This is a genomic window from Chryseobacterium sp. PCH239 (genome assembly GCF_018924625.1).
GTDB classification, from domain to species: Bacteria; Bacteroidota; Bacteroidia; order Flavobacteriales; family Weeksellaceae; genus Chryseobacterium; species Chryseobacterium cucumeris.
Genome location: NZ_CP073027.1, coordinates 3,529,589 through 3,555,844, shown reverse-complemented (window position 1 = coordinate 3,555,844; position 26,256 = coordinate 3,529,589). Strand labels below are relative to the sequence as shown.

General features: G+C 36.9%; 25 protein-coding genes. 15 read left to right on the top strand and 10 right to left on the bottom strand.

Features of this window, described 5'->3' with window-relative positions:
• Positions 1 to 18: 18 nt before the first annotated feature.
• The 5 genes from KBP46_RS16465 to KBP46_RS16445 all read right to left on the bottom strand — a co-directional run bounded on the left by KBP46_RS16465 (position 19) and on the right by KBP46_RS16445 (position 6,658).
• Positions 19 to 1,194, bottom strand: coding sequence for a hypothetical protein (locus tag KBP46_RS16465; protein ID WP_216443713.1), 1,176 nt, complete (start codon positions 1,192 to 1,194; stop codon positions 19 to 21).
• Between the two features lie 20 nt (positions 1,195 to 1,214).
• Entirely contained in the window at positions 1,215 to 2,000 is a 786-nt protein-coding gene (locus KBP46_RS16460; protein WP_062676022.1) for a (Fe-S)-binding protein, read from the bottom strand.
• A gap of 79 nt (positions 2,001 to 2,079) precedes the next feature.
• On the bottom strand, positions 2,080 to 3,417 hold the full coding sequence (locus KBP46_RS16455; protein ID WP_062676023.1) for a (Fe-S)-binding protein: 1,338 nt from the start codon (positions 3,415 to 3,417) through the stop codon (positions 2,080 to 2,082).
• 8 nt (positions 3,418 to 3,425) lie between these two features.
• The gene (locus KBP46_RS16450) at positions 3,426 to 4,376 is read right to left on the bottom strand and encodes an MlaD family protein (RefSeq protein ID WP_062676024.1); all 951 of its coding nucleotides are present in this window, start codon (positions 4,374 to 4,376) and stop codon (positions 3,426 to 3,428) included.
• 128 nt (positions 4,377 to 4,504) lie between these two features.
• Positions 4,505 to 6,658 carry a SurA N-terminal domain-containing protein gene (locus KBP46_RS16445; protein WP_062676025.1) on the bottom strand — a complete coding sequence of 718 codons (2,154 nt, stop codon included), beginning with the start codon at positions 6,656 to 6,658 and terminating at the stop codon, positions 4,505 to 4,507.
• 261 nt (positions 6,659 to 6,919) lie between these two features.
• Here KBP46_RS16445 and lon point away from each other — a divergent pair, with 261 nt between their 5' ends.
• Both lon and KBP46_RS16435 read left to right on the top strand, forming a co-directional pair.
• The gene (lon, locus tag KBP46_RS16440) at positions 6,920 to 9,325 is read left to right on the top strand and encodes an endopeptidase La (RefSeq protein ID WP_216443712.1); all 2,406 of its coding nucleotides are present in this window, start codon (positions 6,920 to 6,922) and stop codon (positions 9,323 to 9,325) included.
• Positions 9,326 to 9,532: 207 nt separating this feature from the next.
• Positions 9,533 to 10,645 carry an AI-2E family transporter gene (locus KBP46_RS16435; protein ID WP_062676027.1) on the top strand — a complete coding sequence of 371 codons (1,113 nt, stop codon included), beginning with the start codon at positions 9,533 to 9,535 and terminating at the stop codon, positions 10,643 to 10,645.
• A 98-nt stretch (positions 10,646 to 10,743) separates the two neighbouring features.
• Here KBP46_RS16435 and KBP46_RS16430 read toward each other — a convergent pair whose 3' ends face one another.
• Positions 10,744 to 10,956, bottom strand: coding sequence for a hypothetical protein (locus KBP46_RS16430; RefSeq protein ID WP_162800967.1), 213 nt, complete (start codon positions 10,954 to 10,956; stop codon positions 10,744 to 10,746).
• 189 nt (positions 10,957 to 11,145) lie between these two features.
• Here KBP46_RS16430 and KBP46_RS16425 point away from each other — a divergent pair, with 189 nt between their 5' ends.
• Positions 11,146 to 11,523, top strand: coding sequence for a DoxX family protein (locus KBP46_RS16425; RefSeq protein ID WP_123277630.1), 378 nt, complete (start codon positions 11,146 to 11,148; stop codon positions 11,521 to 11,523).
• 60 nt (positions 11,524 to 11,583) lie between these two features.
• Here the strand turns inward: KBP46_RS16425 and KBP46_RS16420 are convergent, their stop codons facing one another.
• The gene (locus tag KBP46_RS16420; RefSeq protein ID WP_062676030.1) at positions 11,584 to 12,942 is read right to left on the bottom strand and encodes an acyl-CoA dehydrogenase family protein; all 1,359 of its coding nucleotides are present in this window, start codon (positions 12,940 to 12,942) and stop codon (positions 11,584 to 11,586) included.
• Between the two features lie 208 nt (positions 12,943 to 13,150).
• Between KBP46_RS16420 and KBP46_RS16415 the strand changes: the two genes are divergently transcribed.
• The 11 genes from KBP46_RS16415 (at position 13,151) to KBP46_RS16365 (ending at position 23,315) form a co-directional block, all read left to right on the top strand.
• The gene (locus KBP46_RS16415; protein ID WP_216443711.1) at positions 13,151 to 14,062 is read left to right on the top strand and encodes a DUF4349 domain-containing protein; all 912 of its coding nucleotides are present in this window, start codon (positions 13,151 to 13,153) and stop codon (positions 14,060 to 14,062) included.
• Between the two features lie 158 nt (positions 14,063 to 14,220).
• Positions 14,221 to 15,090: a TraB/GumN family protein gene (locus KBP46_RS16410; protein WP_216443710.1), complete on the top strand. Its 870-nt coding sequence runs from the start codon at positions 14,221 to 14,223 to the stop codon at positions 15,088 to 15,090.
• 24 nt (positions 15,091 to 15,114) lie between these two features.
• Complete coding sequence (locus KBP46_RS16405; RefSeq protein WP_062676033.1) at positions 15,115 to 15,624, top strand: RNA polymerase sigma factor; 510 nt, start codon at positions 15,115 to 15,117, stop codon at positions 15,622 to 15,624.
• On the top strand, positions 15,614 to 16,219 hold the full coding sequence (locus KBP46_RS16400) for a hypothetical protein (RefSeq protein WP_062676034.1): 606 nt from the start codon (positions 15,614 to 15,616) through the stop codon (positions 16,217 to 16,219). Before KBP46_RS16405 ends, KBP46_RS16400 begins: the two co-directional genes overlap by 11 nt.
• A 206-nt stretch (positions 16,220 to 16,425) precedes the next feature.
• On the top strand, positions 16,426 to 18,066 hold the full coding sequence (gene pgi, locus KBP46_RS16395; protein ID WP_120233262.1) for a glucose-6-phosphate isomerase: 1,641 nt from the start codon (positions 16,426 to 16,428) through the stop codon (positions 18,064 to 18,066).
• A gap of 47 nt (positions 18,067 to 18,113) precedes the next feature.
• A complete protein-coding gene (locus KBP46_RS16390) occupies positions 18,114 to 18,998 on the top strand; it encodes a bifunctional 5,10-methylenetetrahydrofolate dehydrogenase/5,10-methenyltetrahydrofolate cyclohydrolase (RefSeq protein WP_034692667.1) in 885 nt (294 codons plus the stop codon).
• Between the two features lie 7 nt (positions 18,999 to 19,005).
• Positions 19,006 to 19,635: a 7-carboxy-7-deazaguanine synthase QueE gene (locus KBP46_RS16385; RefSeq protein WP_216443709.1), complete on the top strand. Its 630-nt coding sequence runs from the start codon at positions 19,006 to 19,008 to the stop codon at positions 19,633 to 19,635.
• A 43-nt stretch (positions 19,636 to 19,678) separates the two neighbouring features.
• Complete coding sequence (locus KBP46_RS16380) at positions 19,679 to 21,049, top strand: exopolysaccharide biosynthesis polyprenyl glycosylphosphotransferase (protein WP_216443708.1); 1,371 nt, start codon at positions 19,679 to 19,681, stop codon at positions 21,047 to 21,049.
• Positions 21,050 to 21,152: 103 nt separating this feature from the next.
• Positions 21,153 to 21,905 carry an ABC transporter permease gene (locus KBP46_RS16375; protein ID WP_110009930.1) on the top strand — a complete coding sequence of 251 codons (753 nt, stop codon included), beginning with the start codon at positions 21,153 to 21,155 and terminating at the stop codon, positions 21,903 to 21,905.
• Positions 21,905 to 22,720: an ABC transporter ATP-binding protein gene (locus tag KBP46_RS16370; RefSeq protein WP_002983922.1), complete on the top strand. Its 816-nt coding sequence runs from the start codon at positions 21,905 to 21,907 to the stop codon at positions 22,718 to 22,720. Before KBP46_RS16375 ends, KBP46_RS16370 begins: the two co-directional genes overlap by 1 nt.
• Positions 22,704 to 23,315: an outer membrane beta-barrel protein gene (locus tag KBP46_RS16365; protein WP_062676040.1), complete on the top strand. Its 612-nt coding sequence runs from the start codon at positions 22,704 to 22,706 to the stop codon at positions 23,313 to 23,315. The genes KBP46_RS16370 and KBP46_RS16365 overlap by 17 nt, the downstream gene beginning before the upstream one ends.
• Positions 23,316 to 23,351: 36 nt before the next feature.
• On the opposite strand, the gene KBP46_RS16360 is transcribed toward KBP46_RS16365, so the two are convergent.
• Both KBP46_RS16360 and KBP46_RS16355 read right to left on the bottom strand, forming a co-directional pair.
• On the bottom strand, positions 23,352 to 23,663 hold the full coding sequence (locus tag KBP46_RS16360) for a hypothetical protein (RefSeq protein WP_062676041.1): 312 nt from the start codon (positions 23,661 to 23,663) through the stop codon (positions 23,352 to 23,354).
• An 86-nt stretch (positions 23,664 to 23,749) separates the two neighbouring features.
• The gene (locus KBP46_RS16355) at positions 23,750 to 24,556 is read right to left on the bottom strand and encodes a M48 family metallopeptidase (protein ID WP_120233265.1); all 807 of its coding nucleotides are present in this window, start codon (positions 24,554 to 24,556) and stop codon (positions 23,750 to 23,752) included.
• A gap of 105 nt (positions 24,557 to 24,661) precedes the next feature.
• Here KBP46_RS16355 and KBP46_RS16350 point away from each other — a divergent pair, with 105 nt between their 5' ends.
• On the top strand, positions 24,662 to 25,210 hold the full coding sequence (locus KBP46_RS16350; protein ID WP_120233266.1) for a DUF4251 domain-containing protein: 549 nt from the start codon (positions 24,662 to 24,664) through the stop codon (positions 25,208 to 25,210).
• Here the strand turns inward: KBP46_RS16350 and meaB are convergent.
• The gene (gene meaB / locus KBP46_RS16345) at positions 25,207 to 26,199 is read right to left on the bottom strand and encodes a methylmalonyl Co-A mutase-associated GTPase MeaB (RefSeq protein WP_216443707.1); all 993 of its coding nucleotides are present in this window, start codon (positions 26,197 to 26,199) and stop codon (positions 25,207 to 25,209) included. The genes KBP46_RS16350 and meaB overlap by 4 nt on opposite strands.
• Positions 26,200 to 26,256: the final 57 nt, after the last annotated feature.

Here is a 26,256-nt window from a genome sequence, read left to right as displayed (position 1 = left end):
ACTGACCAGAATATTAATTTAACGCTGATTGAATATCCTTATCATCTTAAATACAAAATTACGCAATTTTCCCGAGTTTAAGATCATTGTATTTTTACTCAGTACATAGAGCATCGTTAGGAAAAGTGGGAAGATAAAAGGGAAGAAAAATCTTAATGCAGCCGACTGCGGAAAGAAGAAGAATTTGATATAGACATTCACCACAAAAAGAACTGCAATCGTTCTCACCCAGGAGTCTTTGGAACGCCAGAAGATCACTCCGATCATAATAGCCAACGATAAAGTGACTTTTTTAAAATAAATGATTTTAATATAGATAATACTCAGGTAGTCTTTTAAACTAACATCGATGGGGTGTGTTGAAATAATAGGTCTTCTGTCAATAAAAGTATCATAAAACAGATCTTTCCATCCGGGATAATGATAAAACTTAATGATGGCGAGATACATGGCAAGAAGTACAATTCCCTGTGCAATAAAAGAAATATCAATTTTCTTTTCCCGGAAATAATGGAAAAAGAAAACAGCCATAATATAAGTCAGGGTGAATGTAATATAATCTGGCCGAATAAAAGTAATACCGAATAAAAGTACAAACATTGCCCATTTGTTCCATTTTTTGAGCAACCCGATCATAAAAATCAGCATAAACTGAAAAATAAACATATCCGGTGTAGAAACCCTCGACATGTAAGTCATTGGTGGCAAAAGCATGGCGGCAATCGTTAATAGTATCGCAAGCCAGTATTTCTTTGGAAACAGGAGTTTCAGAATATAAAATAATAATATTCCTGAAAAAAAGTAAGAAATAAGACTGGTAAACAATACGGCCATTGGCGATGATAGTCCAAGCTTATAAAAAAGGGTGATCACAAGAATATACCCTACTTTGATCTGAAAATAGGGTAATTGTTCTGTAAAAGATTGGGTATTTTTTACGAAATACTGCCTGGGAATGTCCCATTGCTTTATTCCGATAATGTCTGTATAATGTTCTGCAGGAGCCTCTTTCTTGATTTCCTCATAGGTCAGGATTCGGACTTTATCCGGTGAGTCCGGAAATTCGGAAGTATACATACATCCCATATAGCCCGGCATATCCCAGTCATATACTCTGTTCTGATAATTCCAGAATGTAAGAAGAGCAAGTATCGAAATGATAAACAAAAAGGAGAGTCTCCATTTCAGCTTCATAAACCTGTATAAGATGTCAATTATAAGTCTTCTGCTTCAGCAAGAAGTTCAACGATATCTTTTACGGCAACCTCTGTATTTTTGTTAAAGTGTTTTACACCATCCGTCATCATGGTATTGCAGAAAGGGCATCCTGTAGCAATTACCTTAGGCTCAAAAGATAAAGCTTCTTCTGTTCTTTCAATATTGATGTCTTTCTTTCCTTTTTCAGGTTCTTTAAACATCTGTGCGCCTCCTGCTCCACAACAAAGACCATTGGTTTTGCAACGCTTCATTTCTACAAGTTCGGCATCCAGCTTTTCAAGAAGCATTCTTGGCGCTTCATATTCGTCGTTGGCACGTCCCAGATAACATGGATCATGGAAAGTAATTTTTTTCCCTCTGAATGCACCTCCTTCAATCTTCAGTCTTCCTTCTTCCATTAAGGTTTTAAGAAACTGGGTATGGTGTACTACTTCAAAGTGCCCACCAAGGCTTGGATATTCATTTTTCAGAGTATTGAAACAGTGTGGACAAGCTGTTACGATTTTCTTTACTTCGTAAGCATTTAATACTTCAATATTGGTAAGCGCCATCATCTGGAAAACGAATTCGTTTCCTGCTCTTTTCGCAGGATCTCCTGTACAACTTTCTTCCTGTCCAAGAACAGCAAATTCAACTCCTATTTTATTTAATATCTTGCAAAATGCTTTTGTAATTTTTTTAGCACGGTCATCAAAACTTCCCGCACATCCAACCCAGAATAAAACTTCTGGTGCTTTTCCTTCGGCAGCATATTCTGCCATTGTTTTTATAGTGAAATCCATTCTAAATCAAATTTATCAATATACAAATGTAACAGTTTACCAATGATTGTTACATCGTTACATTATTTACATTGTTACATTAATTTTCGTTTGCCCAGTTCAGACGGTCAGCCTGATTATACTGCCAAGGGGCTGCATTATTTTCCACATTGGTCATCATCAGATTCAGTTCCTGTGGAGCAGCAGACTGTTCCATCACCAGGAATCTTCTCATTTCAAAGATAATGGAAAGCGGGTCAAGCAATACCGGGCAAGCTTCTGTACATGCATTACATGTGGTACAAGCCCAAAGTTCTTCTTTCGTGATATAATCGTTCAACAGTTTTTTACCGTCATCTACGAATTTTCCGTTTTTATCAATGTTTCTTCCCACTTCTTCCAATCGGTCTCTGGTCTTCATCAGGATCAATCTCGGAGAAAGTTTTTTACCGGTAATATTAGCCGGGCAAACGGAAGTACAACGTCCACATTCGGTACACGAATAGGCATTCAGCAATTGTACCTGGTTCAGATCAAAAATATCTTCTGCCCCAAATTTGGAAGGTACATCAGCTTCTGCGCCTTCAGCCGGAGCAGCATATGGATCTGCATTAGGATCCATCATTAATTTGATCTCCTTTGTTACAGACTCAAGGTTATTGAACTTTCCTTTTTTATCAAGGTTTGCATACCATGTACTTGGAAACGCCAGGATAATATGCAAATGTTTTGAGTAATAAAGATAGTTCATAAAGAAAAGAATACCTACAAAGTGGAACCACCATGCTCCTTTCTCTGTGAACATCAAAAACCCGCTGTCAAAGTTGAAGATTTCCAAGAACGGCACAAATGTCATCTCACTGATCGGGAAGCTTCCATGTACTGGTAAAACTCCTCTTGACTGCAAAATAAAATCTGAGGCATTCATTTTAAAGAAAGCCATCATCAGGGCAAATTCGATGATAAGAATCCAGTTGGCATCTTCTTTCGGCCATCCGAAAAGCTCCTTCATTGTTAATCTTTTAACCCCATAAAAGTTTCTTCTAATGAAAAATATAACCACACCTATTACAACCAGAAGTGCAAGCACTTCTAATGTAGCTGTAAAGAAGCTATAGAATCCGTGTCCCAAAACCGAGGCCAGAAAACGGTGAGTACCAAACAGTCCATCAACAATTATTTCAATGAGTTCTATATTAATGATAATAAAACCAACATAGACAAAAATGTGTAAAATTCCTGCGATAGGACGTTTTACCATCTTACTCTGTCCCATAGCCACATTGGCCATGATACTCCAGCGTTCAGATTTTCTGTCACTTCTATTGATTTCACGACCCAGCCTGATATTTCTGTATATCTTCTGCAGGCTTTTGGCAAACAGCCCGAACCCGGCTACTAATAAAATCAGGAAAATAATGTTATCGATGTACTGCATAAGGCGTATTAGTCTTTGTTATTTTTACCGAAAACCGAGAAGTTGATATATCTCTTCGGATTCGCTTTCATATCTTCGATTAATGTATTCAGATTGGAAGAAGCTGAATTCAGGTTGTTGTACAGTTGATCGTCCTTCATCAGTTTACCTAAACTTCCTTCTCCTTTATCAATACCTCCAATCACCTGATTCAATTTTCCTACTGTAGCATCTAAACTTGCAATGGTAGCATTCAACTGTTTAGTGTCGATACTTTCTGCAAGATGTCCGTATTTATCTAGTGTTACTTTTCCGCTTTGCATAGTAAGACTTGCATCATCCAACACTTTTTGCAGTTTTGGATCATTGTGTCCTACAAGCGTATTTACACTTCCTGCTGTGGATTGTAATGCTCCTACTGTTTTATTAAGGTTAGCTAGTAAAGCTTTAATTTCGGCTCTGTTCTGAGCATCAAAAACCTGATTGGCATTCGCCATTAAAGAGTCTACTCTATGTAAAACCACCTGTAGCTGATCTTTTACCGGACCTACCTGCGAAGAAAGACTTCCCAGCGTTCCCAGCTTGAAAGCACCTTTTAAAGTGTCACCGTCTTTTGCAGTCGGCCCACCATACATAAGGTTTACTCTCATTTCTTTACCAGACATTAATCCCGGCTCAAAGATCTCCAATGATGAGTTTTTTGAAAATTCGAATTTATTGTCGACGGTAACTTTTACGACAAAATTAATTTTTCCATCTTTTGAGGTGATAGGAATAATTTTATCTACCTGCCCTACTTTCAGACCATTAATAGAAACTGCCGCAGACTGCGCCAGACCTTCTACATTGTCATATTTTGCGTAAAATATATTGTCGGTAGTAAAAAGGCTTTTCCCTTTCATAAACTGAAACAACACCACAAAGCCTACGATAGCTAGAAGTGCAATCACACCAGCTTTTAATTCTTTACTGAACTTCACTTGCTAATTTTTTTCTAATAAGCAAATATAATACATTTTAAATAAATCTTTTCCTTTATTATTCTGCCATAAATACAAAAAAAGCGACAAAAAATTTTGCCGCTTTTTATATCATTGAAATGAATTTCTTATTGTTGCTGATTCCCCAGCTTGTTCCAGATCTCGATTCTGTAATCTTCGATATCTGCATTATCCTGAAGACTCTTCATCCAGGCCTGTCCGAACATTCCAGCACTTCTCTGAGTAAGAGATTCTGTAAACTGCTTAAGATCTCCAGGCTGCTTGTTTACAGTTTCTGATTTTTTGATCAGAACATAAACTCCTGTTCCACCTTCAACCGGGTTAGAAAGTTTACCTTTTGCAACACCGAACGCTGCACCGGCAACTTTAGGTTCCATAGCCCCTGCTACAGAAGGATTCAACAGATTCACCTGAGCTGATTGTTTTGGAGCTGCAAATAATTTGGCAATCTGATCTAAGCTTGAAGCTTTTGCTGCTGCAATTTTATCAGAGATTTGTTTTGCTGCCAGTTTATTTTTAACGATAACTTCAATCTGATCTCTTACAGATTCAGGATCAGCAAGACCTGCCTCCTGTTTTCCGTTCAGATATACTACAATTTTATCACCTGTTCCGTCTACTGTAAATAATTCAGTATCTCCTTTTTCTCTTTTCTTATCAAAAGCCCAGGTAAGGATATCAGCATCTTTTTCAGTACCTAAGCCCTGAAGCTGACCTTCAAATCTTTTTGCTGCTTTTGGATTGGAGAACTGGTAGTTTCCTTTTTTAGCAATGTTCACAAAATCGTTGAAAGATTTTCCTTGAACCTGCTGAATGAATTTTCTTGAGTTTTTATCTGTTTCAGCTTCAGTAGCATCTGAAGGTTTGATTGCTTTCACAAGGTTAGCAACTTTATACCCCATTGATCCTGATTTCTTATCTTCAATATTGATGATATGGTAACCGAATTGTGTTTCTACTACCCCTGTAGCTCCTTTAGGATTGTTTGCAAGATAAGCAAGGAATTCAGGAACGAAAGGTGTTTCCGGTGTTGTCCATCCAAGACTACCTCCCTGAGCTGCAGAATTCGGATCGCTTGAAAGCTTAAGGAATTCTGTAAATTTAGCAGGAGTTGCTTTTACGATTGCACCAATTGAGTCTGCCAATTTCTTAGCCTGCTCTTTGGTTCTCGTTACCCCTTCACCTGCAGGGCTTCCTTTGAATGCAATTAGGATATGTCTGGATAAAGTAGAATCTGAAGGTCTTTTTCCTACCAATTTAGAGACTACATATACATCTTGTTCTTTATAAGGACCAAAAGTCTGACCTACCGCTGCTGCTGTGATCTGATCTTTGATTGTTGGAGGCAATTGTGCAGGATTCAGATACTGAGGATTGAATGGTGCATCAGAATTTGCTGCAACAAACATAGAATCGTTTTTAGTATTCTGGAAGTTTTCAGTTCCTCCACTTGCATCCGTACCTCCTGAATATAATTTTGTAATTTCTTTCAGGGCTGCTGCATCATCTGCTGCACTAGGTTTAGATGGGAAAAATACAATACCGATATTTCTGCTTGGCTCAGCTTTGAACATTACAGGGTGCTTCTTGATGTAATCAGCAAGATCCTGTGTGGTAACATTGATCTTTGTTTTTTGAAGATAAGCTGCGTAATCTACTTTTACAAAGTCGATATCTGCAAGCTGATCTCTCTGCTTCATCAATTCTTCAGCTTCTTTCTTACCTGTAGTAATCCCTGCTGAAAGATTAGTAAACACCTGTCTTGCCATTAGTCTGTACTCGATTGTCTTTCTCGTTTTCAACCATTGTGCATATCCCTGAGGATTGGTGTTTTGTAATGTTTCAATTTCTTTTTTAAGCTCTTGAGTTTTAAAGTTACCTTTCTCATCAAAGAACTGTTGATTCTGAGCAAACATCTGATCGTACTGGATTTGATTCCAGAAATAATCATCAGTCATTTCAAAGCCCAGTTTCTCAAACTGTTGTTTGATAAGTTTAGATTGTACAAGTAACTGCCACGCCTGCTCTTCAAGACCGTTTTTCGGACGACCTTGCTGTTCAGCCTGCTGCTGCAACACGAAAAGCTGATCATTGAACTCTTCGCGGGTGATTTTCTCACCGTTTACTTTTCCTAAAACGTCAGGATTCTTACCAAAAACCTTGTCGATACTATCGGGGTTTACCAGGAACGCCAAAAGCGCTAAGGCTATTACTCCCATTAAAAGCCAAGGCTTACTCCTAATCTGTCCTAAAATTGCCATTTTATAAATTATAGTTTTTTATCAGTTTGCGAAAATACACATTTTTAAGAAATTACAGAAACAGAACTGCTTTATTTTGATTTTTAATGCAAAGTTTATCTAAAAAAGGAAATTTTGACCGTATTTTTAAGTAAAAAACAAATGGCATAAGTATTGTGCATTTTTAAAACATTATAATATGCCGCACGTTTTCAGAGTATATTATATAAAAATCCCTTTAACGATAAAAAACGAAAATGACAATTTGTCATTCGATTGACTATGACAGAATTTGAAGATATTAGTTTAGAAGAAATGATCAGTGACGGATTTGATATCGTAACTGAAGAAATCAATCTTTCCGATTTCGCAGAGACTGATAAAAATTCCGAACAGAAAATATTCCCTATACTTCCCGTAAGAAATATGGTCATGTTCCCTAATGTGGTAATTCCTATTACTGCGGGGAGAAAAACCTCTATACAGCTTCTTGAAGAGGCACAGAAAAACGGGGATTTTATTGGAATTGTAAGCCAGAAAAATTCGGATCTGGAACAACCTTCCGAAAAAGATATATATACTACCGGAACACTGGCAAAGATTATTAAGATCATTAAGCTTCCCGAAGGCAATATTACTGCTATTACCAAAGGGTTTCACAGATTTAAGATTAAAAAAATCGTTGATAATCAACCATATTTTAAAGCTGAAATATCAAAATTAAAAGATACCCAGCCTAAAGACCGGGAAGAGTATGAAGCATTGCTGGAAAACATCAAGGATCTTGCCTTAAAGATCATTGAACTGGATCCTAATATTCCTAATGCCGCCAACTTTGCGATTAAAAATATTAACAATAATGATGATCTTCTGAATTTCATCTGCACCAATGCTAATTTCTCTTCGATTGCAAAACAAAAACTGCTTGAAGAGAAAAGTCTTATGACAAGAGCCAACCAGTGCTACGAGCTGATGCATGAGGATTTCAGAAAACTGGAACTGAGAAACCAGATTCATCAGAAAACTTCAAAAGATTTAGATAAGCAACAGAGAGAATATTTCCTGAATCAGCAAATCAGAACAATCCAGGAAGAACTGGGCGGTGGACCTGAAAGTGATGTGGAAGACCTTATTGCTAAAGCTAAATCAAAAAAATGGAGTCAGGAGGTAGAAGACCATTTCCAGAAGGAAATCGGCAGACTGCAACGTCAGAATCCCAACTCTCCGGATTATAATGTTCAGAGAAACTATCTGGATTTCTTTACAGATCTACCTTGGGAAACTTATACAAAAGATATTTTTGATATTGCAAAAGCTGAAAAAGTACTTGACAAAGCGCACTTCGGACTGGAAGATATTAAGAAAAGAATCCTGGAGCACATGGCTGTTTTAAAATTAAAAAACAACATGAAGTCTCCTATCCTATTATTGGTAGGGCCTCCGGGGGTGGGTAAAACTTCCTTAGGAAAATCTATTGCAGATGCTTTAGGAAGAAAATATGTAAGATTGTCATTGGGAGGACTTCATGACGAGAGTGAAATCCGTGGACATAGAAAAACGTATATCGGTGCTATGGCGGGAAGAATTTTACAGTCCATCAAAAAATCCGGTACTTCAAATCCGGTAATTGTTCTTGATGAGATTGATAAAATCGGACAGGGACTTCATGGGGACCCGAGCTCAGCACTCCTAGAAGTTCTTGACCCAGAGCAAAATAAGTCTTTCTATGATAATTTCCTGGAGATGGGTTATGACCTTTCAAAAGTAATGTTCATTGCAACTGCCAACTCACTTTCAACCATACAGACTCCTCTTTTAGACAGAACCGAAATTATTCAGATTGCCGGCTATACTTTGGAGGAAAAGATTGAGATTGCCAAAAGACATTTGATCAGGAAACAACAGGAGGAAAATGGTCTGGATGCAAAATCATTCAAACTTGGAAATGCAGAACTCAAACATATTATAGAAGCTCATACTTCAGAAAGCGGAGTGAGAACTCTGGAGAAAAGAATAGCAGCCATTGGAAGATGGGTAGCGCTACAGACTGCTTTGATAAAAGATTATGATCCAAAAATCTCAGTAGAAAAAGTAGATGAAATTCTTGGGGTTCCAAGACCTAAAAGCTTATCTGAAATCACTGGAGTTCCGGGTGTGGTAACTGGTCTTGCATGGACAAGTGTAGGTGGAGATATCCTTTATATTGAAAGTATTTTAAGCAATGGTAAAGGGGCATTAACGATGACTGGAAACCTGGGAACGGTAATGAAAGAGTCTGCTACTATTGCTTTGGAATATATTAAAGCTAAGCATGATGAACTGGGTATTCCTCAGGAAGACATTGAAAAGAAAAACATCCACGTACACGTTCCTGAAGGGGCAACTCCTAAAGATGGACCGTCTGCCGGTATTGCTATGCTGACATCCATGGTTTCTTCATTTAAAAACAAGAAAGTAAAACCCCACCTGGCAATGACCGGGGAGATTACATTAAGAGGGAAAGTACTACCTGTAGGAGGAATCAAAGAAAAGCTTCTTGCAGCAACAAGAGCAGGAATCAAAGATGTTATTCTTTGTGAGGCCAACAGAAAAGATGTGGAGGAAATCAAAAAAGATTATCTTAAAAATCTGAGAGTACACTACGTCAACAGAATGGAGGAAGTCATTGACATCGCCATTGAAGAATAAAACAACTTATAACATATTAACTTCTCAATAAAGAAACACGTTCTGATATTCAGGGCGTGTTTCTGTTTTAGGTAAAAAATCACAATCAATCTGGCTGGGTGGAATAAAATTTGATACAATCCAAGAAAATCCTGAAGGATTGAATAAAAAATTTTTCAATTCGGAAGGGTTTTCTTATTTTTATTCCACACCGCATATTTTTAGATTATGAATTTTCTTAGACTTCCTTTCCTTGTCAAGCTTACCCTCGTGGTGGTTTCCATCATTGGACTTGGCTATCTTCTGGCATTGGGACAGAGTATTTTAGCTCCGTTTTTCCTGGCATTCCTGATGGCAATGCTGTTTTTACCTGCAGCCACTTTTATGGAAAGAAAGTTAAGATTTCCAAGATCTATGTCTACCATGACTTCAGTATTTATTATGCTGATGATTTTAGGTGGTATCATTTATTTCTTTACCAATCAGCTGTCTGACTTCAGTAAGGATCTTCCACACCTCAAGGAACAGTTTACGACTGTTTTTAACAGCCTTCAGCATTGGGTTTCCAAAACATTTAATGTGAAAGTGGATGAACAGGTGGATTATATTAACCAGGGATTAACTAAACTGCTGTCTTCTTCGGGAGTCATTTTAGGATTTACTTTTGGAATATTTTCAACCGGATTCGGATTTATTATATTTTTCACCCTGTTTTTCATCTTTATTTTAAATTACAGAAGACTTTTAAACAATTTTATCGTTACAGTTTTCAATGAAAGACATAAAGCAAGTGTACAGGAAGCTGTAAACGAAATTAGAATCATGACCAAGAAGTATATCTTCGGGCTTTTCCTTCAGGTGATTATTGTATCTGTTCTTACTTCCACGCTACTTACCATTCTGGGAGTGAAATATGCTATCCTTTTAGGAGTTCTCACAGGATTATTAAACGTTATTCCGTATCTGGGAATTTTTATTTCTCTTCTCATTTCCTGTTTTATAGCGTTTGCTACTTCTACGCCTTCAACCTGTATTTATGTTGCCTTAGGGTATATTGCCATTCATGCTGTAGATGGAAATATTGTCCTACCATTTGTGGTGGGCTCTAAAGTAAAGATCAACGCTCTATTTTCTTTTATTGGAATCCTTTTAGGAGAACATCTTTGGGGAATTGCAGGAATGTTCCTGTGCATTCCAGCGATTGCGATTATAAAAATTATCTGTGAAAGAGTAGACGATCTAAAACCTTGGGGAAGATTGCTAGGAGAAGAGCCCAAACCTCATAAGAAGAAAAAAAGCTACAAAATTTCCAAGAATATCACTTTGAAGGAAATGGACTAGAATATGAGTAATGAGTAATAAGCAATGGGGACTCATTGGTATACTCGTAACTTTAAATAAAAAGACTGCCTTTTTCGAGACAGTCTTTTTTATATTATTTATGGAAGAGCACACAAAGGGCTCATTCCATTTGGACACGTTTCCGTACAAAGAATATAAGATTGGCTGTCAGGACAATATCCATAAGAAGGTCCACTAGGATCTCCACCCGGGCCACCTAAACAAGGATCACCTGGTGGAATTTTACACGGACATCCAATTGGTCCTATATCACATTTTCCAACACCTCCGCCTCCTTGGATTTCTCTCAAATCCGTACGGTTTAATTTTTTAAGATTTTTCAACATAATAGTATTAGTTTAGTTTGAATATCAAATATAAACAATGAAATTGTCCAAAACACAACATTAACCTATCATTAACATTAATTATACATTTTTTATAAAAATACAATCAAAGAATCCTATTTTTATTTTACATTTGGTATAAAATCACCAAACATGAAAACAGTAAAATTCATTTTATGTTTACTTTTCGGGCTTATGTTTATTAATGCCGGATTAAACAAGTTTTTTAATTATATGCCCATGGAGAAACCTACTCCAGAACAAATGAAACTTTTCGCTGCTTTTGGAGAAATCAGCTGGCTGATGCCATTAGTGGGCATTGTAGAAGTTATTGGCGGGTTATTATTTATTTTCCCAAAAACAAGAGCATTAGGTGCCATTGTTATTTTACCTGTCATGGTAGGAATTGTCACGCATGTTTTCACAATGGATAAATCTCCTATGGGAATGGGTATTGCCGGAGTAATGTTTCTGATCAATCTTTGGATGATTATTGACAACAAGGAAAAATATAAACATTTAGTTTCATAAGGCGGCAGATGATAGGTTGCAGGTTGCAGCACCTACAACCTATTACCTGCTACCTGTCACCTATACGAAAGCACTGAAACCTGTTATCGATCGTCCTACGATGAGCGAGTTGATTTCTTTTGTTCCTTCGTAAGAATAAATGGCTTCTGCATCGGCAACAAACCGGGCCACATCGTACTCAAGCAGAATTCCGTTTCCTCCCATTACTTCTCTTGCTCTGGAAACAATGTCTCTTGTTCTGAGGGTACAGAAAACTTTGGCTAAAGAAGCATGTTCATCTTTTAAAATTCCTTCATCCTGCATTTCAGACAGTCTGAAAACCATCGTCTGCATAGCAGTGAGATTAGACAACATTTCCACCAGATGTCCCTGAATCATTTGGAATGAGGCAATAGGTCTTCCAAACTGTTCTCTTTTTCGGGTATAATCCAAAGCACTTTCGTAAGCTCCGCGTGCACAACCTGTGGCCATCCATGCTACTCCAGCTCTTGTCATTCTCAGTACTTTTCCTGTATCTTTAAAGGAATTGGCATTCTGCAGACGGTTTTCTTCGGTAACGAGACAGTCTTTTAAGGTAATCAATCCGTTCTGAACAATTCTTAACGCCATTTTTCCTTTGATCTTTTCTACGGAATATCCCGGATTATCTTTTTCTACAATAAAACCTTTCACTTCTCCGCTATCCAGATCTCTTGCCCAGATAATGATCAGATCAGCGAAAGTAGCATTCCCGATCCATTTTTTCTGGCCATTAAGAATCCAACCTTCAGGTGTTTTTTTACAGGTCACTGTAAGTCCGCCTGCTGCTCCTGATCCAACTTCGGGCTCCGTAAGTCCAAAGGCACCAATTTTTTCAAATTTCTGCATCTGAGGAAGCCATTTTTGCTTCTGCTCTTCCGATCCGCAGATATAAATAGAACCCATTGCCAGTCCGGATTGTACTCCGAAAAAAGTGGCAATAGAAGCATCTACTCTTGCCATCTCCATGGCAATAACACCTTCCATCAGGAAAGGCATTCCCGGACAGCCATACCCTTCATAAGTAACCCCGCAGATATCCAGTTTTTGAAATTTTGGGATCAGCTCAAAAGGAAATTCATCTCTGAGCCAGTAGTGATTGACCAGAGGTTTAACTTCTTTTTCCATGAACGCTCTTACTTTAAGCTGAATTTCACGCTGTTCAGGAGTAAGAGTATGGTAGATATCATAAAAGTCTCCATCAATGGGAGGAAGTTCTTTCTTTTTCTTTTCGGGATCGAGCATTTTCATAAGCCCGGAAAGCTGTTTATCATCCAGTTTTGAGAAATTATGCATCAGTTTTGGCAAATCCACTTTTTGAGAAATGGCGCTCAGCTGATCAAAATCTATAGATGTGAATAATCCTATTGCGTTTCTGATTTTGGAAAAAGTATTTGACATAGTGATAGATTGTAGTTTTGGTTTGTAAAAGATAAGCAAAAACTGCTCCGAAAGCAATGGCTGAAGCTCAAGTTTATTTTACAAAATGCTATATTTCAATTCATTAAAACCGAAAATTTTATTTACAAGGTTTTTACTTTTGATTTTCAAGTGTTACAAAAGATCCTGACTGAACTTTGACTCAAGCAAAACAACAAAAATCAGCGCTATGAAAACCACTTACATTAAATTATCTCTGTCAGCTATACTTTTATTAGGAATTTATTCATGTAAAAAAGGAGAAGTAGCTTCAACAGACCTTGAAGCATATGCTACAACAGATTCTGCTTCTGCTATTGTTTCCGACAGTATTTCATCCGTTGCAGAAATGAAAGTAAAAGACAAACAGTTCATCAAAACAGCTGATGTGAACATGGAAGTAAAAGATGTGTATAATGCAACGATTGCTATTGAAAAATCGGTTCAGGAGCTTGGAGGATTTGTTACCAATAGTAATCTTCAAAGTAACGTTGTTTCTGAAAACACCTACAACACATCCAATGAAAAGGCGATGCTGGTTAAAAAATACCAGACAGAGAACAGAATGCAGGTACGTATTCCAACGGAAAAACTGGGAGAATTATTGACAGCGATCAATACCAATAAATTATTTCTTAATTCAAGATCAATCAATGCTGAGGATGTTACGGCCAACATCAAGTATTCTGAACTAGAAGGGAAAAGAAATCAAAAAACTTCTGAGAACATCAGCAAGCTGAAAACAAATAAAGATAAAGTAACGCTGGATGATGAGAATATGTCTGAAGCAAATCTTCAAAAGCTTTCCAGCATGAACATGACGGATGATCTGAAATACAGCACGATTGACATTTACATCAAAGAACCTCAGTTGCGTATTGCAGAAATTGCTGTTACCAACACTACAAGTATTGATAATAAGTATAAATACAATTTCATCTATGATGCTAAAGATGGCTTTGTATACGGTTTTTATCTGATTCAGAGAATTATTGTGGGGCTTATCAATGTATGGCCACTCCTATTAATTGCTGCTGCAATCTTCTATTTTTTAAGAAAAAGAAAAATTTCAAAACCTGAGTATTCAAAAAACCCGGAATAAAAAAAACCATCCTAACCAATTGGTTATCATCATAATTTTAGATTTTACGGCCTCCTGTTTTCAGGAGGTTTTTATTTTTTTTGAAAAAAAACTGTAACGATTGTAATGCCTGCTTTACCTACTGTTTAAAAGAACAGAAAATCAAAAAAATTAATACAATGAGAAATTTAATAAAACTTGGATTCGCAGCATTAGTGTCATTGAATTTCATAACAGCCAACGCACAAAGTAAAAACAAAGAAAACAGCCTGCTTTGGGAAATATCCGGCAACGGACTTTCGAAGCCTTCTTATATTACCGGAACTTTTCATATCTTATGCAGTAAAGATTTTGAGATCAAATCTAAGGTATTGAAAGCGCTTGAGAAATCTGACAACTTTGTTATGGAAATCAATTATACGGATCCCGCTGAAATGATGTCATTACAGAAAATGTTTAAAGCAGATAAAAAAATATCGGATCAGCTTTCTCCCGTAGAAGCTAAAGAGCTGAATACTGTTCTTGCCAATTACGGAACGGATCTGAAAAGTATAGATTCTTCAAGCCCTCAGGCATTGTATGCTCTTCTTTCTACCAAAGCAATCCCCTGCCCTCAGACGGAAGTAAAACTTTACGAAATGGAACTTCTTCAGAAAGCAATGAAAGATAAAAAAAGCATAAAAGGGCTGGAAAAAGTGGAAGATCAGATGAAATCAATCAATGAGGCTTACGACCTGAAGAGCATTATTGCTCAACTGAAAATGGACAAGGAATATCAAATATTGTTCAGACAGATGATTGAAGCTTTTAAAAATGAAAATGGACAATCTTTATACAGTCTTTTTAAGGATGAAAGATTTATGAATGCTCATCAGGAAAAGGCCATGCTGACCAACAGAAATCAGAACTGGATAAAAGTAATGCCGGACATGATGAAAAAAGAAAGTTCTTTCTTTGCTGTCGGTGGATCTCATCTTATGGGTGAAAACGGAATTATTCCTCTTCTACAGGCAAAAGGTTACACGGTAAAACCTGTATCAAGCTTATAACTATAACCAAACCATGAAACGATTGTGAGCAATCCAACTGAAACCGCTTTTTTAAAGCTCGTCAACCAGCACAAGGGCATTTTATATAAAGCTTCAAGGATCTATGCAGATTCCGTAGAAGACCGGGAAGACCTGCAGCAGGAAATCCTAATCCAGCTTTGGAAGTCCTACCAGAATTTCAAAGGCAATAGTGAGTTTTCCACATGGATGTACCGGGTTGCCATCAATACTGCAATTACCTATTTAAAAAAGGAAAAGCAAAGATCTAATAATCACACAGATGCTCCTTCGCACTTTGAAGTTCAGCAGGAAGATTATAATCCCACCAAAGACAGGCAGCTGGAAATTTTCTACAGGGCCGTTCAGGAACTGAACTCTCTGGAAAAAGCCGTCATATTTTATTTCATGGAAGGGATGTCTCACAAAGAAATAGGGAATAATTTAGGACTTAGTGAAGGCAACGCGCGAGTAAAACTCAATAGAACAAAAGAAAAAATACAGCAAATCATAAAAAAATCAGGTTATGAATTTTGATCAATTAAAAGAACAGTGGAATAAAGAAGACAGCGATGTCCATATTCCTGATACCATAAAGCAATTAAAGGAAAGCAAACACCCAATAGAAAAAATCCAGAAAAACATGAAGAAAGAATTTCCTATGCAGATTCTGGCCATCATTCTGATCGCTTTTTTCCCTTTACAGTTCAAATTCCCTCATTCACAGTACATTATTTATTATGTATCCTATACGATGATGGTGGTTATCTCTTCATACTATCTGCTAGGATTTTATAAATTCTACAAACAGACGGAACTTTATACCGGAAACACTAAAAACAGTCTTTGGAAAATATATCATGAACTTCGTCTGAATATGGAAAGATATCAGTCTTTTGGATTTTTATTACTTCCACATTTACTTATTACTATTGGACTGGTTATCTACAATACGATGAAAGAGCAGGGAAAGTCTTTACCAGAACTTTCTGCTTCTCATCAACAGGGATTAATCATTGCAGTACTAATAGGAACGTTAGGGTTTATAACCAGCATTGTTCTATGGACAAAATACATCTATGGAGGAAGCGCAAAACAATTGGAAAACATTCTGAACGAAATGGATGAATAGTATTGAAAACTCCTACCACAAAACACATTTTACAAAACCTCAGACCTGTTCTGGGGTTTTGTTTTTTAAAAAAATGTTATTTATCGTCTTCAAATTTATCAGAGGTTTTATTTTTCCGTAAATTTGCAAATCAGAAATAAATCATTATGGATTATAACCTATTCTCATCCGATATATGATCTTCTGATTGATAAAAATTCTGTAATATGCTATCAAAAATAAATCCAACACAAACTAGCAGCTGGAAAGCACTTGACGAACACTTCGGTGGAAATGACTTTGATCTTAGAACTCTTTTCCAGTATAACCCGAACCGTTTTAATGAGTTTTCTCTACAAAAGGACAATTATCTTTTTGATTATTCTAAAAATTTAATCGATTCAAGAACAAAGAATCTTTTACTACAACTTGCTGAAGAAAGCCAGTTAAAAGATGCTATTTCCAAAATGTTCTCAGGAGATAAAATCAATGAAACAGAAGGGAGAGCTGTTCTTCATACCGCCTTAAGAGATTTCTCCGACCGTGAAATTATCGTAGATGGAGAAAATATCAAACCACAGATCAAGAGAGTTCTTGAGCATATGAAATCTTTTTCTGAGAAGATTATTTCAGGAGAACATAAAGGTTTCAGCGGAAAAGAGATTACAGATGTAGTCAACATCGGAATCGGAGGATCAGATTTAGGTCCTGTTATGGTTTGTTCAGCTTTAAAGCATTTTAAAACAAGATTAAACGCTCACTTTGTTTCCAACGTGGACGGAAATCATATCGCAGAAGTAGTAAAAGATTTAAATCCTGAAACTACTTTATTCATCATTGCTTCCAAGACATTTACGACTCAGGAAACAATGACGAATGCCAATTCAGCTAAAGACTGGTTTCTGAAAGCAGGAAAACAGGAAGATGTAGCAAAACATTTCGTTGCTTTATCTACTAATATTGAAGAAGTTAAGAAGTTTGGAATCGCAGAAGAAAATATTTTTGAATTCTGGGACTGGGTAGGCGGAAGATATTCTCTTTGGAGTGCTATCGGATTAAGTATTGTACTTTCTGTAGGATATGAAAACTTTGAGCAGCTTTTAAGAGGTGCTTTTGATACAGACCAACACTTCCAGACAGCAGAATTCTCGGAAAATGTTCCCGTATTAATGGGACTTTTAGGAATCTGGTACCGTAATTTTTATGCAGCAACCACTTATGCCATCTTACCTTATTCTCAATATCTGGACAGATTTGCAGCGTATCTTCAGCAGGGAGATATGGAAAGTAACGGAAAGTGTGTAGACAGAAATGGTGAATTCGTAGAATATGAAACGGGACCGATCATCTGGGGAGAACCTGGAACCAATGGACAACATGCATTCTACCAGTTAATCCATCAGGGAACAGAATTGATTCCGGCAGATTTTATTGCCTATGCAAAAAGCCCGAACCATGTTTCTGATCACCAAGACAAATTATTAGCGAACTTTTTTGCTCAGACTGAGGCACTTGCCTTCGGAAAACTGGAAGAAGAAGTGGAAGAAGAGCTTAGAAATTCCGGAAAATCTGATGAAGAAATAGACAGACTGATCAATTTCAAAGTCTTCCATGGAAACACTCCAACTAACTCTATATTATTCAAAGAATTAACTCCTTTCTCATTAGGTCAATTGATCGCCCTTTACGAACACAAAATTTTCGTTCAGGGTGTCATCTGGAATATTTTCAGTTTTGACCAGTTTGGGGTAGAATTAGGAAAAGTATTAGCCAATAAAATCCTTCCTGAGCTTGAAAACAATGAAGCAATAAGCTCTCATGACAGCTCTACCAACGGATTGATCAATTACTATAAAGAAAATAAATAGTAAGTAAAAAGAAAGTAAAAGTAAATCTATAAAGTAAAAAAGTAAAAATGGCAGAAATTCTTGACGGACTTAAAGTATCCAAGGAAATTAAAGCGGAGATCAAGGTAGAAGTAGAAAAGATTCTCGCAAGCAAAAGAAGAGCTCCGCATTTGGTAGCTATTCTTGTAGGAAATAACGGAGCTAGCAAGGCCTATGTAAACTCTAAAGTGAAAGACTGTGAGGAAGTAGGATTTCAATCCAGCTTAATCAAGTTTCCAAGCACTGTTTCTGAATCTGAACTATTGGAAAAAATTGACGAGCTTAATAAGTCTAAAGCGGTAGACGGATTTATCGTTCAGCTGCCTTTACCAGATCAGATTGATCAGGAAAAGATCATCAATGCTATTGACCCTAGAAAAGATGTGGATGGTTTCCACCCGGAAAACTTCGGTAAAATGGCTCTTGAAATGGATACTTTCTTACCGGCAACTCCTTTCGGGATCTTAACTTTATTGGAAAGATATAATATTGAAACGAAAGGAAAAGACTGTGTCATTATCGGAAGAAGTAAAATTGTAGGAAGACCAATGAGTATTTTGATGGGAAGAAAAGATTTCCCTGGAAACTCTACTGTTACCCTTACACACTCATACACGAAAGACATCGAAGAATATACAAGAAAAGCAGACATCGTCATTACCGCTTTGGGAGATCCACATTTCTTAAAAGGAGATATGATCAAGGAAGGAGCAGTAATTGTTGACGTGGGTATTACAAGAGTAGATAATGACTCTCCAAAAGGATATTATCTTGCAGGTGATGTGGATTTTGACAGCTGTGCTGCCAAAGCAAGCTGGATCACTCCCGTACCTGGAGGAGTAGGCCCAATGACAAGAGCGATGCTGATGAAAAACACCATCATTGCTTACAAAACTTCGGTCTATAACGACTAATTTTAAAATGAATAAAGAAGAAGATATTTTATTAAAAGAAGGTAAAATGCTCCCTGTGATGGAGCATTTTTACACTTTACAGGGAGAAGGAGCACATACCGGAAAAGCCGCCTATTTTATCAGGCTGGGAGGTTGTGATGTTGGATGTCACTGGTGTGATGTAAAAGAAAGCTGGGATCCGGAACTCCACCCTTTGATGAATGCAGAAGAAATTGCAGAAACAGCTGCCAGACATTGTAAAACAATTGTATTGACTGGCGGTGAACCTTTAATGTGGAATTTAGATATCCTGACCTCCAAACTGAAAGAATTGGGATGTACAGTGCACATCGAAACGTCAGGAGCGTATCCTATGAGCGGGCAACTGGACTGGATTACTCTCTCCCCTAAGAAAACAGGACTTCCTAAAGAAGAGATCTATCAAAAGGCCAATGAGCTTAAAGTCATTATTTTCAATCAGCATGATTTTACTTTTGCTCAGGAACAGGCTGCAAAAGTTTCTCAAAACTGTAAGCTTTATCTTCAGAGTGAATGGAGCAAAAGAAACGACATGTATCCCAAGATCACAGATTTCATTCTGGAAAACCCTGAATGGCAGGCTTCTGTTCAGACGCACAAATATCTGAATATCCCGTAAAAAAGTGTAAATTAGCCGGGCTTATTCGCTATAATACCGATAGATGCAGAGAATTCGATACTCTAGATACCTGAAATCAATCATTATGTTGCTTGACCTCATGGTTATTGCATCTATCTTCATATTCTTTTTTATAAGCAGAAATGAAAGTTTAAAATACAATGAAGAAACCTGGTATCAGAATAGTTTTTCTCTGGTTCTGTTGTTTTTGTTCTGGGTACTATTAAGTGGTAGGACAAAAATATACAATATTCCGAGAAACCTTACTTATACCCTGTTTCTTGAACGGCTTTTAATTCATTTCCTGTTTTTTATACTGGGAGTGCTGCTTATAGGAAAGGTAAGTAAGAATGTATTTTTCAATTCGGATATTTACTGGCTTTCCCTTTACCTTTTTATTGCCATCTTTCTTGCAAAATCATTAGTATATTTTGCAATCAAATATTTACGGTCTCTTGGTGCCAATTACAGGAATGTCATGTTTTTAGGAGACAACCATTCCACAGAAATTTTGAAGAATATCTTTACAGACCGTAAAGATTATGGATACAGAATATTTGAATACGAACATACCGGGGTGAAGATCAGTGAACTGGTAGATTTCTGGAAAAAGAACGGAATCCACACCTTATTTTTATCGATGGAAAACTCCTATGACGAAGCAATGGAAAATGAAATTTTCAGACTGGCCGAAGATCATAAGATTCACATTTCACTGATTCCAAGTATCACCCAAAGCGATTTTTTCCTTTATGACCTTGGCTATATACAGACCCAGCCCGTCCTTAATCAGGCCAGATATCCATTAGATTATTTTTCTAATTTCCTGATGAAAAGGACATTTGATATTTTCTTTTCTGTTATTATATTGTTTTTAATCTGCTCGTGGGTATTCCCAATCATTGCTATTTTAATCAAAACAACTTCCAAAGGTCCAGTATTTTTCATTCAGAAGAGATACGGCTTTCATGAAGAGGTTTTCAATTGTATTAAATTCAGAACAATGGTTGTCAATGATGAATCTACCACCAAAACCACCTCTGTCAATGATTCCAGAATTACCAGAGTGGGTAAGTTTTTAAGAAAAACCAGTCTTGATGAACTTCCTCAATTCATCAATGTGCTGAGAGGAGAAATGTCTGTGGTAGGCCCGCGTCCTCACATGCTGGCTGTCGACAATTATTACAAACCTAAAATTGGCAGATACAGTCTGAGAAGTATGGTAAGTCCTGGTATTACCGGACTAGCACAAGTAAATGGACTGCGTGGTGACTTCGGAGATGTGGAAGTAGAAATGAAAAAAAGAGTTCTGGCAGATGCTTTCTATGTAAGAAACTGGAGTTTCGTACTTGATCTGGTTATTATTTTAAAAACCGTTTTATTGGTGATTGGAGGAGATAAAAATGCAAAATGAAGAACGGAATAACAAAAATATTGAAATAATTTTAACACAAAACCAAGCTTTGGTCTTATTCTTGACCCTAGCCCAATTAAATAAAAAAGTCTAATTTAGCAGTATGTTAAAAAAGTTTTTCACAGCGATAGGGGAATACATTATCCTCTTGGGAAAATCCCTGCAGAAACCTCAGAAAATGAGAGTATTCTGGAAGCTGTTCATGAGAGAAATTAATGATTTGGGAGTAAATTCTTTCGGGCTTGTCGTCTTCACATCAATCTTTGTGGGGGCTGTAGTTGCTATTCAGATGTTCAACAACTTTGATGCTTCTTCTTTTCCTATTCCTACTTCATTTGTAGGATACGCTACAAAGGCTGTATTGGTTCTGGAATTTTCGCCAACCATTATCAGTCTGATTCTTGCGGGTAAAGTAGGGTCTTATATTGCATCCAGTATTGGAACAATGAGGGTTTCCGAACAGATTGATGCTCTGGATATCATGGGAGTAAACTCTCCGAATTTTCTGATTTTCCCTAAAATTGTTGCCTGTGTTCTCTTTAACCCTCTTCTTATTGCTATCAGTATAGTATTTGGTATCGGCGGAGGATATATTGCCGGAATTCTGACCGGAAACTGGACCGAGAACGATTATATAGTGGGAATCCAAATGTATATGCCCAATCTGTTTATCTATTATGCATTTATCAAAACAACTGTTTTTGCCTTCATCATTGCCACAGTACCTTCTTATTTCGGATATAATGTGAAAGGAGGATCATTGGAAGTAGGTAGAGCCAGTACACAGGCGGTAGTATGGACAATGGTATTCATTATCATTTCCGAATTAATTTTAACCCAATTAATATTAAGCTGATGATTGAGGTAAAAGATCTTAAGAAAAGTTTTGGAGATGTTGAAGTATTGAAGGGAATTTCAACTTCATTTGATAAAGGAAAGGTAAACCTGATTATTGGACAGAGTGGTTCAGGAAAAACAGTGTTTTTAAAAAGTTTATTGAATGTATATATGCCTTCATCAGGAGAAATTCTGTTTGATGGAAAAGATATCAATACCATGACCAGAGATGAAAAACAACATCTCCGTTCAGAAATCGGGACCGTCTTCCAGGGAAGCGCATTATTTGACTCTTTAACTGTTGAAGAAAACATTATGTTTCCTCTTGACATGTTTACCAATCTTACCTACAGAGAAAAAAAGAAAAGGGTTTTTGAAGTAATAGGAAGAGTACACCTTGATAAAGCTGAAAAGAAATATCCTTCTGAAATTTCAGGGGGAATGCAGAAAAGGGTTGCTATTGCGAGAGCAATTGTAAACAATCCCAAATATTTGTTCTGTGATGAACCCAATTCGGGACTTGATCCCTATACTTCAAAAGTAATAGATGATCTTCTTTACGAGATCACAAAGGAATACAACACCACAACCATTGTCAATACCCACGATATGAACTCTGTAATGACGATTGGCGAGAAAATTGTATACCTAAGACTGGGAATCAAAGAATGGGAAGGCAACAAAGACATTCTGATTACTGCAGGCAATAAAAATCTGATTGACTTCGTTTATTCTTCAGAACTGTTTAAAGAGCTGAGAGAATATTTACTAGAGAATAATAAAACGATTGAAACGACAAATACAAAAATAGACGATAATGAAAAAGGTACTTAGTATAGCGTTATTAGGGTTTTCAATGTGGGCATCTGCACAGATTTCACTGGCAGGTAAAGCCAACTTAATTTTTCCGACAGGCTCTCCTTCATGGTCCAATATCAAAGGAACAGTGAATGATGCGATTGAGGGAACTGGTAAAAATAATGTAGGTTTCAATGTTGGGCTTTCATTAAAAGTAGGTCTTCCTACTTCCTTGTTTGTGATGCCGGAAATCTATTACACTCACTTCAAAAATGAGTTTACTACAGAGAACACTACTTTTGATGTAAAAAGCAACCGTATCGATGTTCCGGTTCTTTTAGGATATAATCTTTTAGGGAATATGCTGGGCGTTTTTGTAGGACCTGTAGGAAGTTTTAACTTAAATAAAGACAATACTTACAATGATTTCAAAGAAAATGCTAAAAATGACTTTACAGTAGGATACCAGTTCGGTGCGCAGCTTGAAATCAAAAAGCTTATTGTAAATGCCAGATATGAGGGCGCTTTCAGCAAAGACGAAAGAAATTTCATCAACAAAGTTTCCGGTTCGGAAATCAGATATGACAACAGACCTAATTTGTTTATGGTAGGTTTAGGATATAAATTCTAATGAATTATTGAAAATAACAACTTTAAACCCTCAAATTTAAATTTGAGGGTTTTTATTTTGTGCTTCAAGTTCAGCCTGGCGTTTTGCAATTTCTGCAGCTTGTTTTTCAAGCTCTTCTTTGTCTTTCTGCAGCTGTTTGAATTCTTTTTTCTTCTGTTCCGCTTTTATAGCGCTTCCTTTACTTACATAGCCTACCATTCCTCCAATGATAAGCCCGATCCCGATTCCCGCCATGATTCCCATAATGTGAGAAATTTTTATTTGCTCTACGGCAAAATCGGTTGTTAAATAGAAAAGTAATGCAGAAACAGCTAAAAGGATAAGTCCGGTAATTGATAAACTCTTCATAATATTGTGTTTAGGTGGTTACATAAAAAAGCCTTACCAAATTTACTAAAAATTTAATAAGGCCTTACTCAAGATTAAAATTCTAATTATAATTTTCCTCCCGCAGCCTTATAATATTCTAAAGCTTTCGGAAGATCTTTGTTGATATCTGAAATTCTTGTTTCCGGATTCGGATGGGTAGATAAGAACTCAGGCTGTCTTGCTCCTGTAGATGCGGCTTCCATTCTGTTCCAGAAAGGAATGGCTGCTCTTGGATCATATCCTGCCATAGACATCAGGTAAAGCCCCATTTCATCTGCCTCAGATTCCTGACCTCTTCCGTATTTCAATAAAGCAACCTGTGAACCGATAGGGTAAACCTTCTGGAAAACACTTGCCCATTGTGAATTTGAGATTGTTCCTCCCAGGATTGCCCCTCCATATTGAGCAACCATTGCCTGAGAAATTCTTTCGTTTCCATGGCCTGCCAGCGCGTGAGAAACTTCATGTCCCATTACAACTGCAAGTCCGTTATCGTCTTTTGTTACCGGTAATATTCCCGTATAGACTGCAACTTTTCCACCAGGCATACACCAGGCGTTCAGCTCATTGCTCTGCAAAAGATTAAATTCCCAGCTGTAGCTTGCAAGATCTGCTGATCTTCCAATACTCTGATAATATCTTTCTGCTGCATTTTTAATTCTGTTTCCTACATTTACCACTCTCTTTGCATCTGCTGTACCGGTAATCACTTTACCTTTAGACAATGTCGTTCTATATTCCTGTGAAGACATTGTTAAAATTTCCGAATTGTTGGCCAGCTGTAAAGAAGACCTCCCCGTAATCGGGTTTGTAGTACAGGCAACAGCTGACAGAGCAATAGCTCCCATTCCAAATAGATGTGTAACTTTCATAGTTTGAGTGTTAATAATTCAACCTTAACAATTTTTATTCCAAAATATTTCAGAAAGAATATATTTGCATACATTTTGCTGTTTAAATTTAATAATTATATCATTATGAAAAAGTATATTTCTTTACTGATGATTTTTGGATTCCTGTTCTTATTTCAGAGCTGTGCTTCACAAGGTTCATTAGATCCGAAAACAGTGGACACTTTGGTGAATTCCCAGGAATTTACGTTCTATGCACAAAGAGCCAATCCTACGAATTATGATGTTATTAATGTCATGAATTCAATGCCTAATGCCACAGCAACAAGAATGTTGAATCTGAATGGAGATTATACCATTGATGTCAGTAAAAATACACTGGATGTAGTGTTGCCTTATTTTGGAAGGATGTTCAATCCAACTTTTGGAAGTGCCAGTGATAACAGCTACCGATTTACTTCAAAAGATTTTACGGTAACTAAAACTCAGAATAAAAAAGGAACCTGGACTTTTAAGTTCAAACCTAAAGATGTAAGAAACGTAGACGAAGTTAATATTGAAGTATTTAAAAACGGAAAAGCTTTCGTTTCTATGAGAAGTAGTGACAGACAGCCCATTACTTATGATGGATACATTTCTAAAACTGAGGTAAAACAGGACAAAGAGAAACTTTAATCCCTGTTTTCGTTCGATAAAAATTTTTCAACAAATAATTTTGCTTCAGTACTTGGATTGGAAACCATGGCTGAAGCATTTTTTTTGTGCATATGATAAGCTTCCTCCACAGCATTACTTTTTTTCATCAGGGATAAAATATATTCCTGAACCCAATATTCAAATCGTTTTTCAGCCTGCTGAACACGGATTTCTTCAAAACGCCCGCTTTTCTTTTTCAGATCAATAAATTCGAATATTGTATCATAGACTTCCTGTAATCCTTGATTATGAAGTGCAGAACCTAGTAAAACTGGAATCTTCCATCCTTTTTCTTTAGGCGGAATAAAGTCTAGAGCTCTTTTTAATTCAAGTCTTGTATTTTTTGCTTTCTGAAGATTGTCCTGATCTACTTTATTGATGAAGATAAGGTCTACCATTTCCATGATCCCTCGTTTTATTCCCTGAAGTTCATCTCCTCCTCCAATGATTTTAAGGAATAAGAAGACATCGGTAATATCAGCCACCAGAACTTCTGATTGCCCTACTCCTACAGTTTCTATTAAAACATAGTCATAGCCTGCAGCTTCGCAGATCATCATGGTTTCAAAAGTAGTATTGGCTACTCCTCCCAGAAATCCTGAACTAGGAGAAGGACGAATGAATGCATTTTCTTCTTTGGCCAATTCTTCCATTCTGGTTTTATCCCCCAGAATACTTCCTTTGTTGATGGCCGAACTGGGATCAATAGCCAAAACGGCAACCTTTTTTCCTTGAGCAATAACCAGGCGACCAAAGTTTTCTATAAAAGTAGATTTTCCTGCTCCTGGAACACCCGTTACTCCTACCCTCAAAGAGTTTCCGGTAAGAGGCATAATTTTCTTCAAAAGTTCTTCTGCCTGTACTCTGTGCTCTTCTTTTTTACTTTCAACCAATGTAATAGCTTTTGCAATCAGGCGTTTGTTTCCTGACTGTATTCCCTCTATTAGCTCTTCTGTAGAAAATTTCATTAATTCAAAATTAATAATTAAAATGTGAATGGTCAATACCTGGATCATAATGATCAC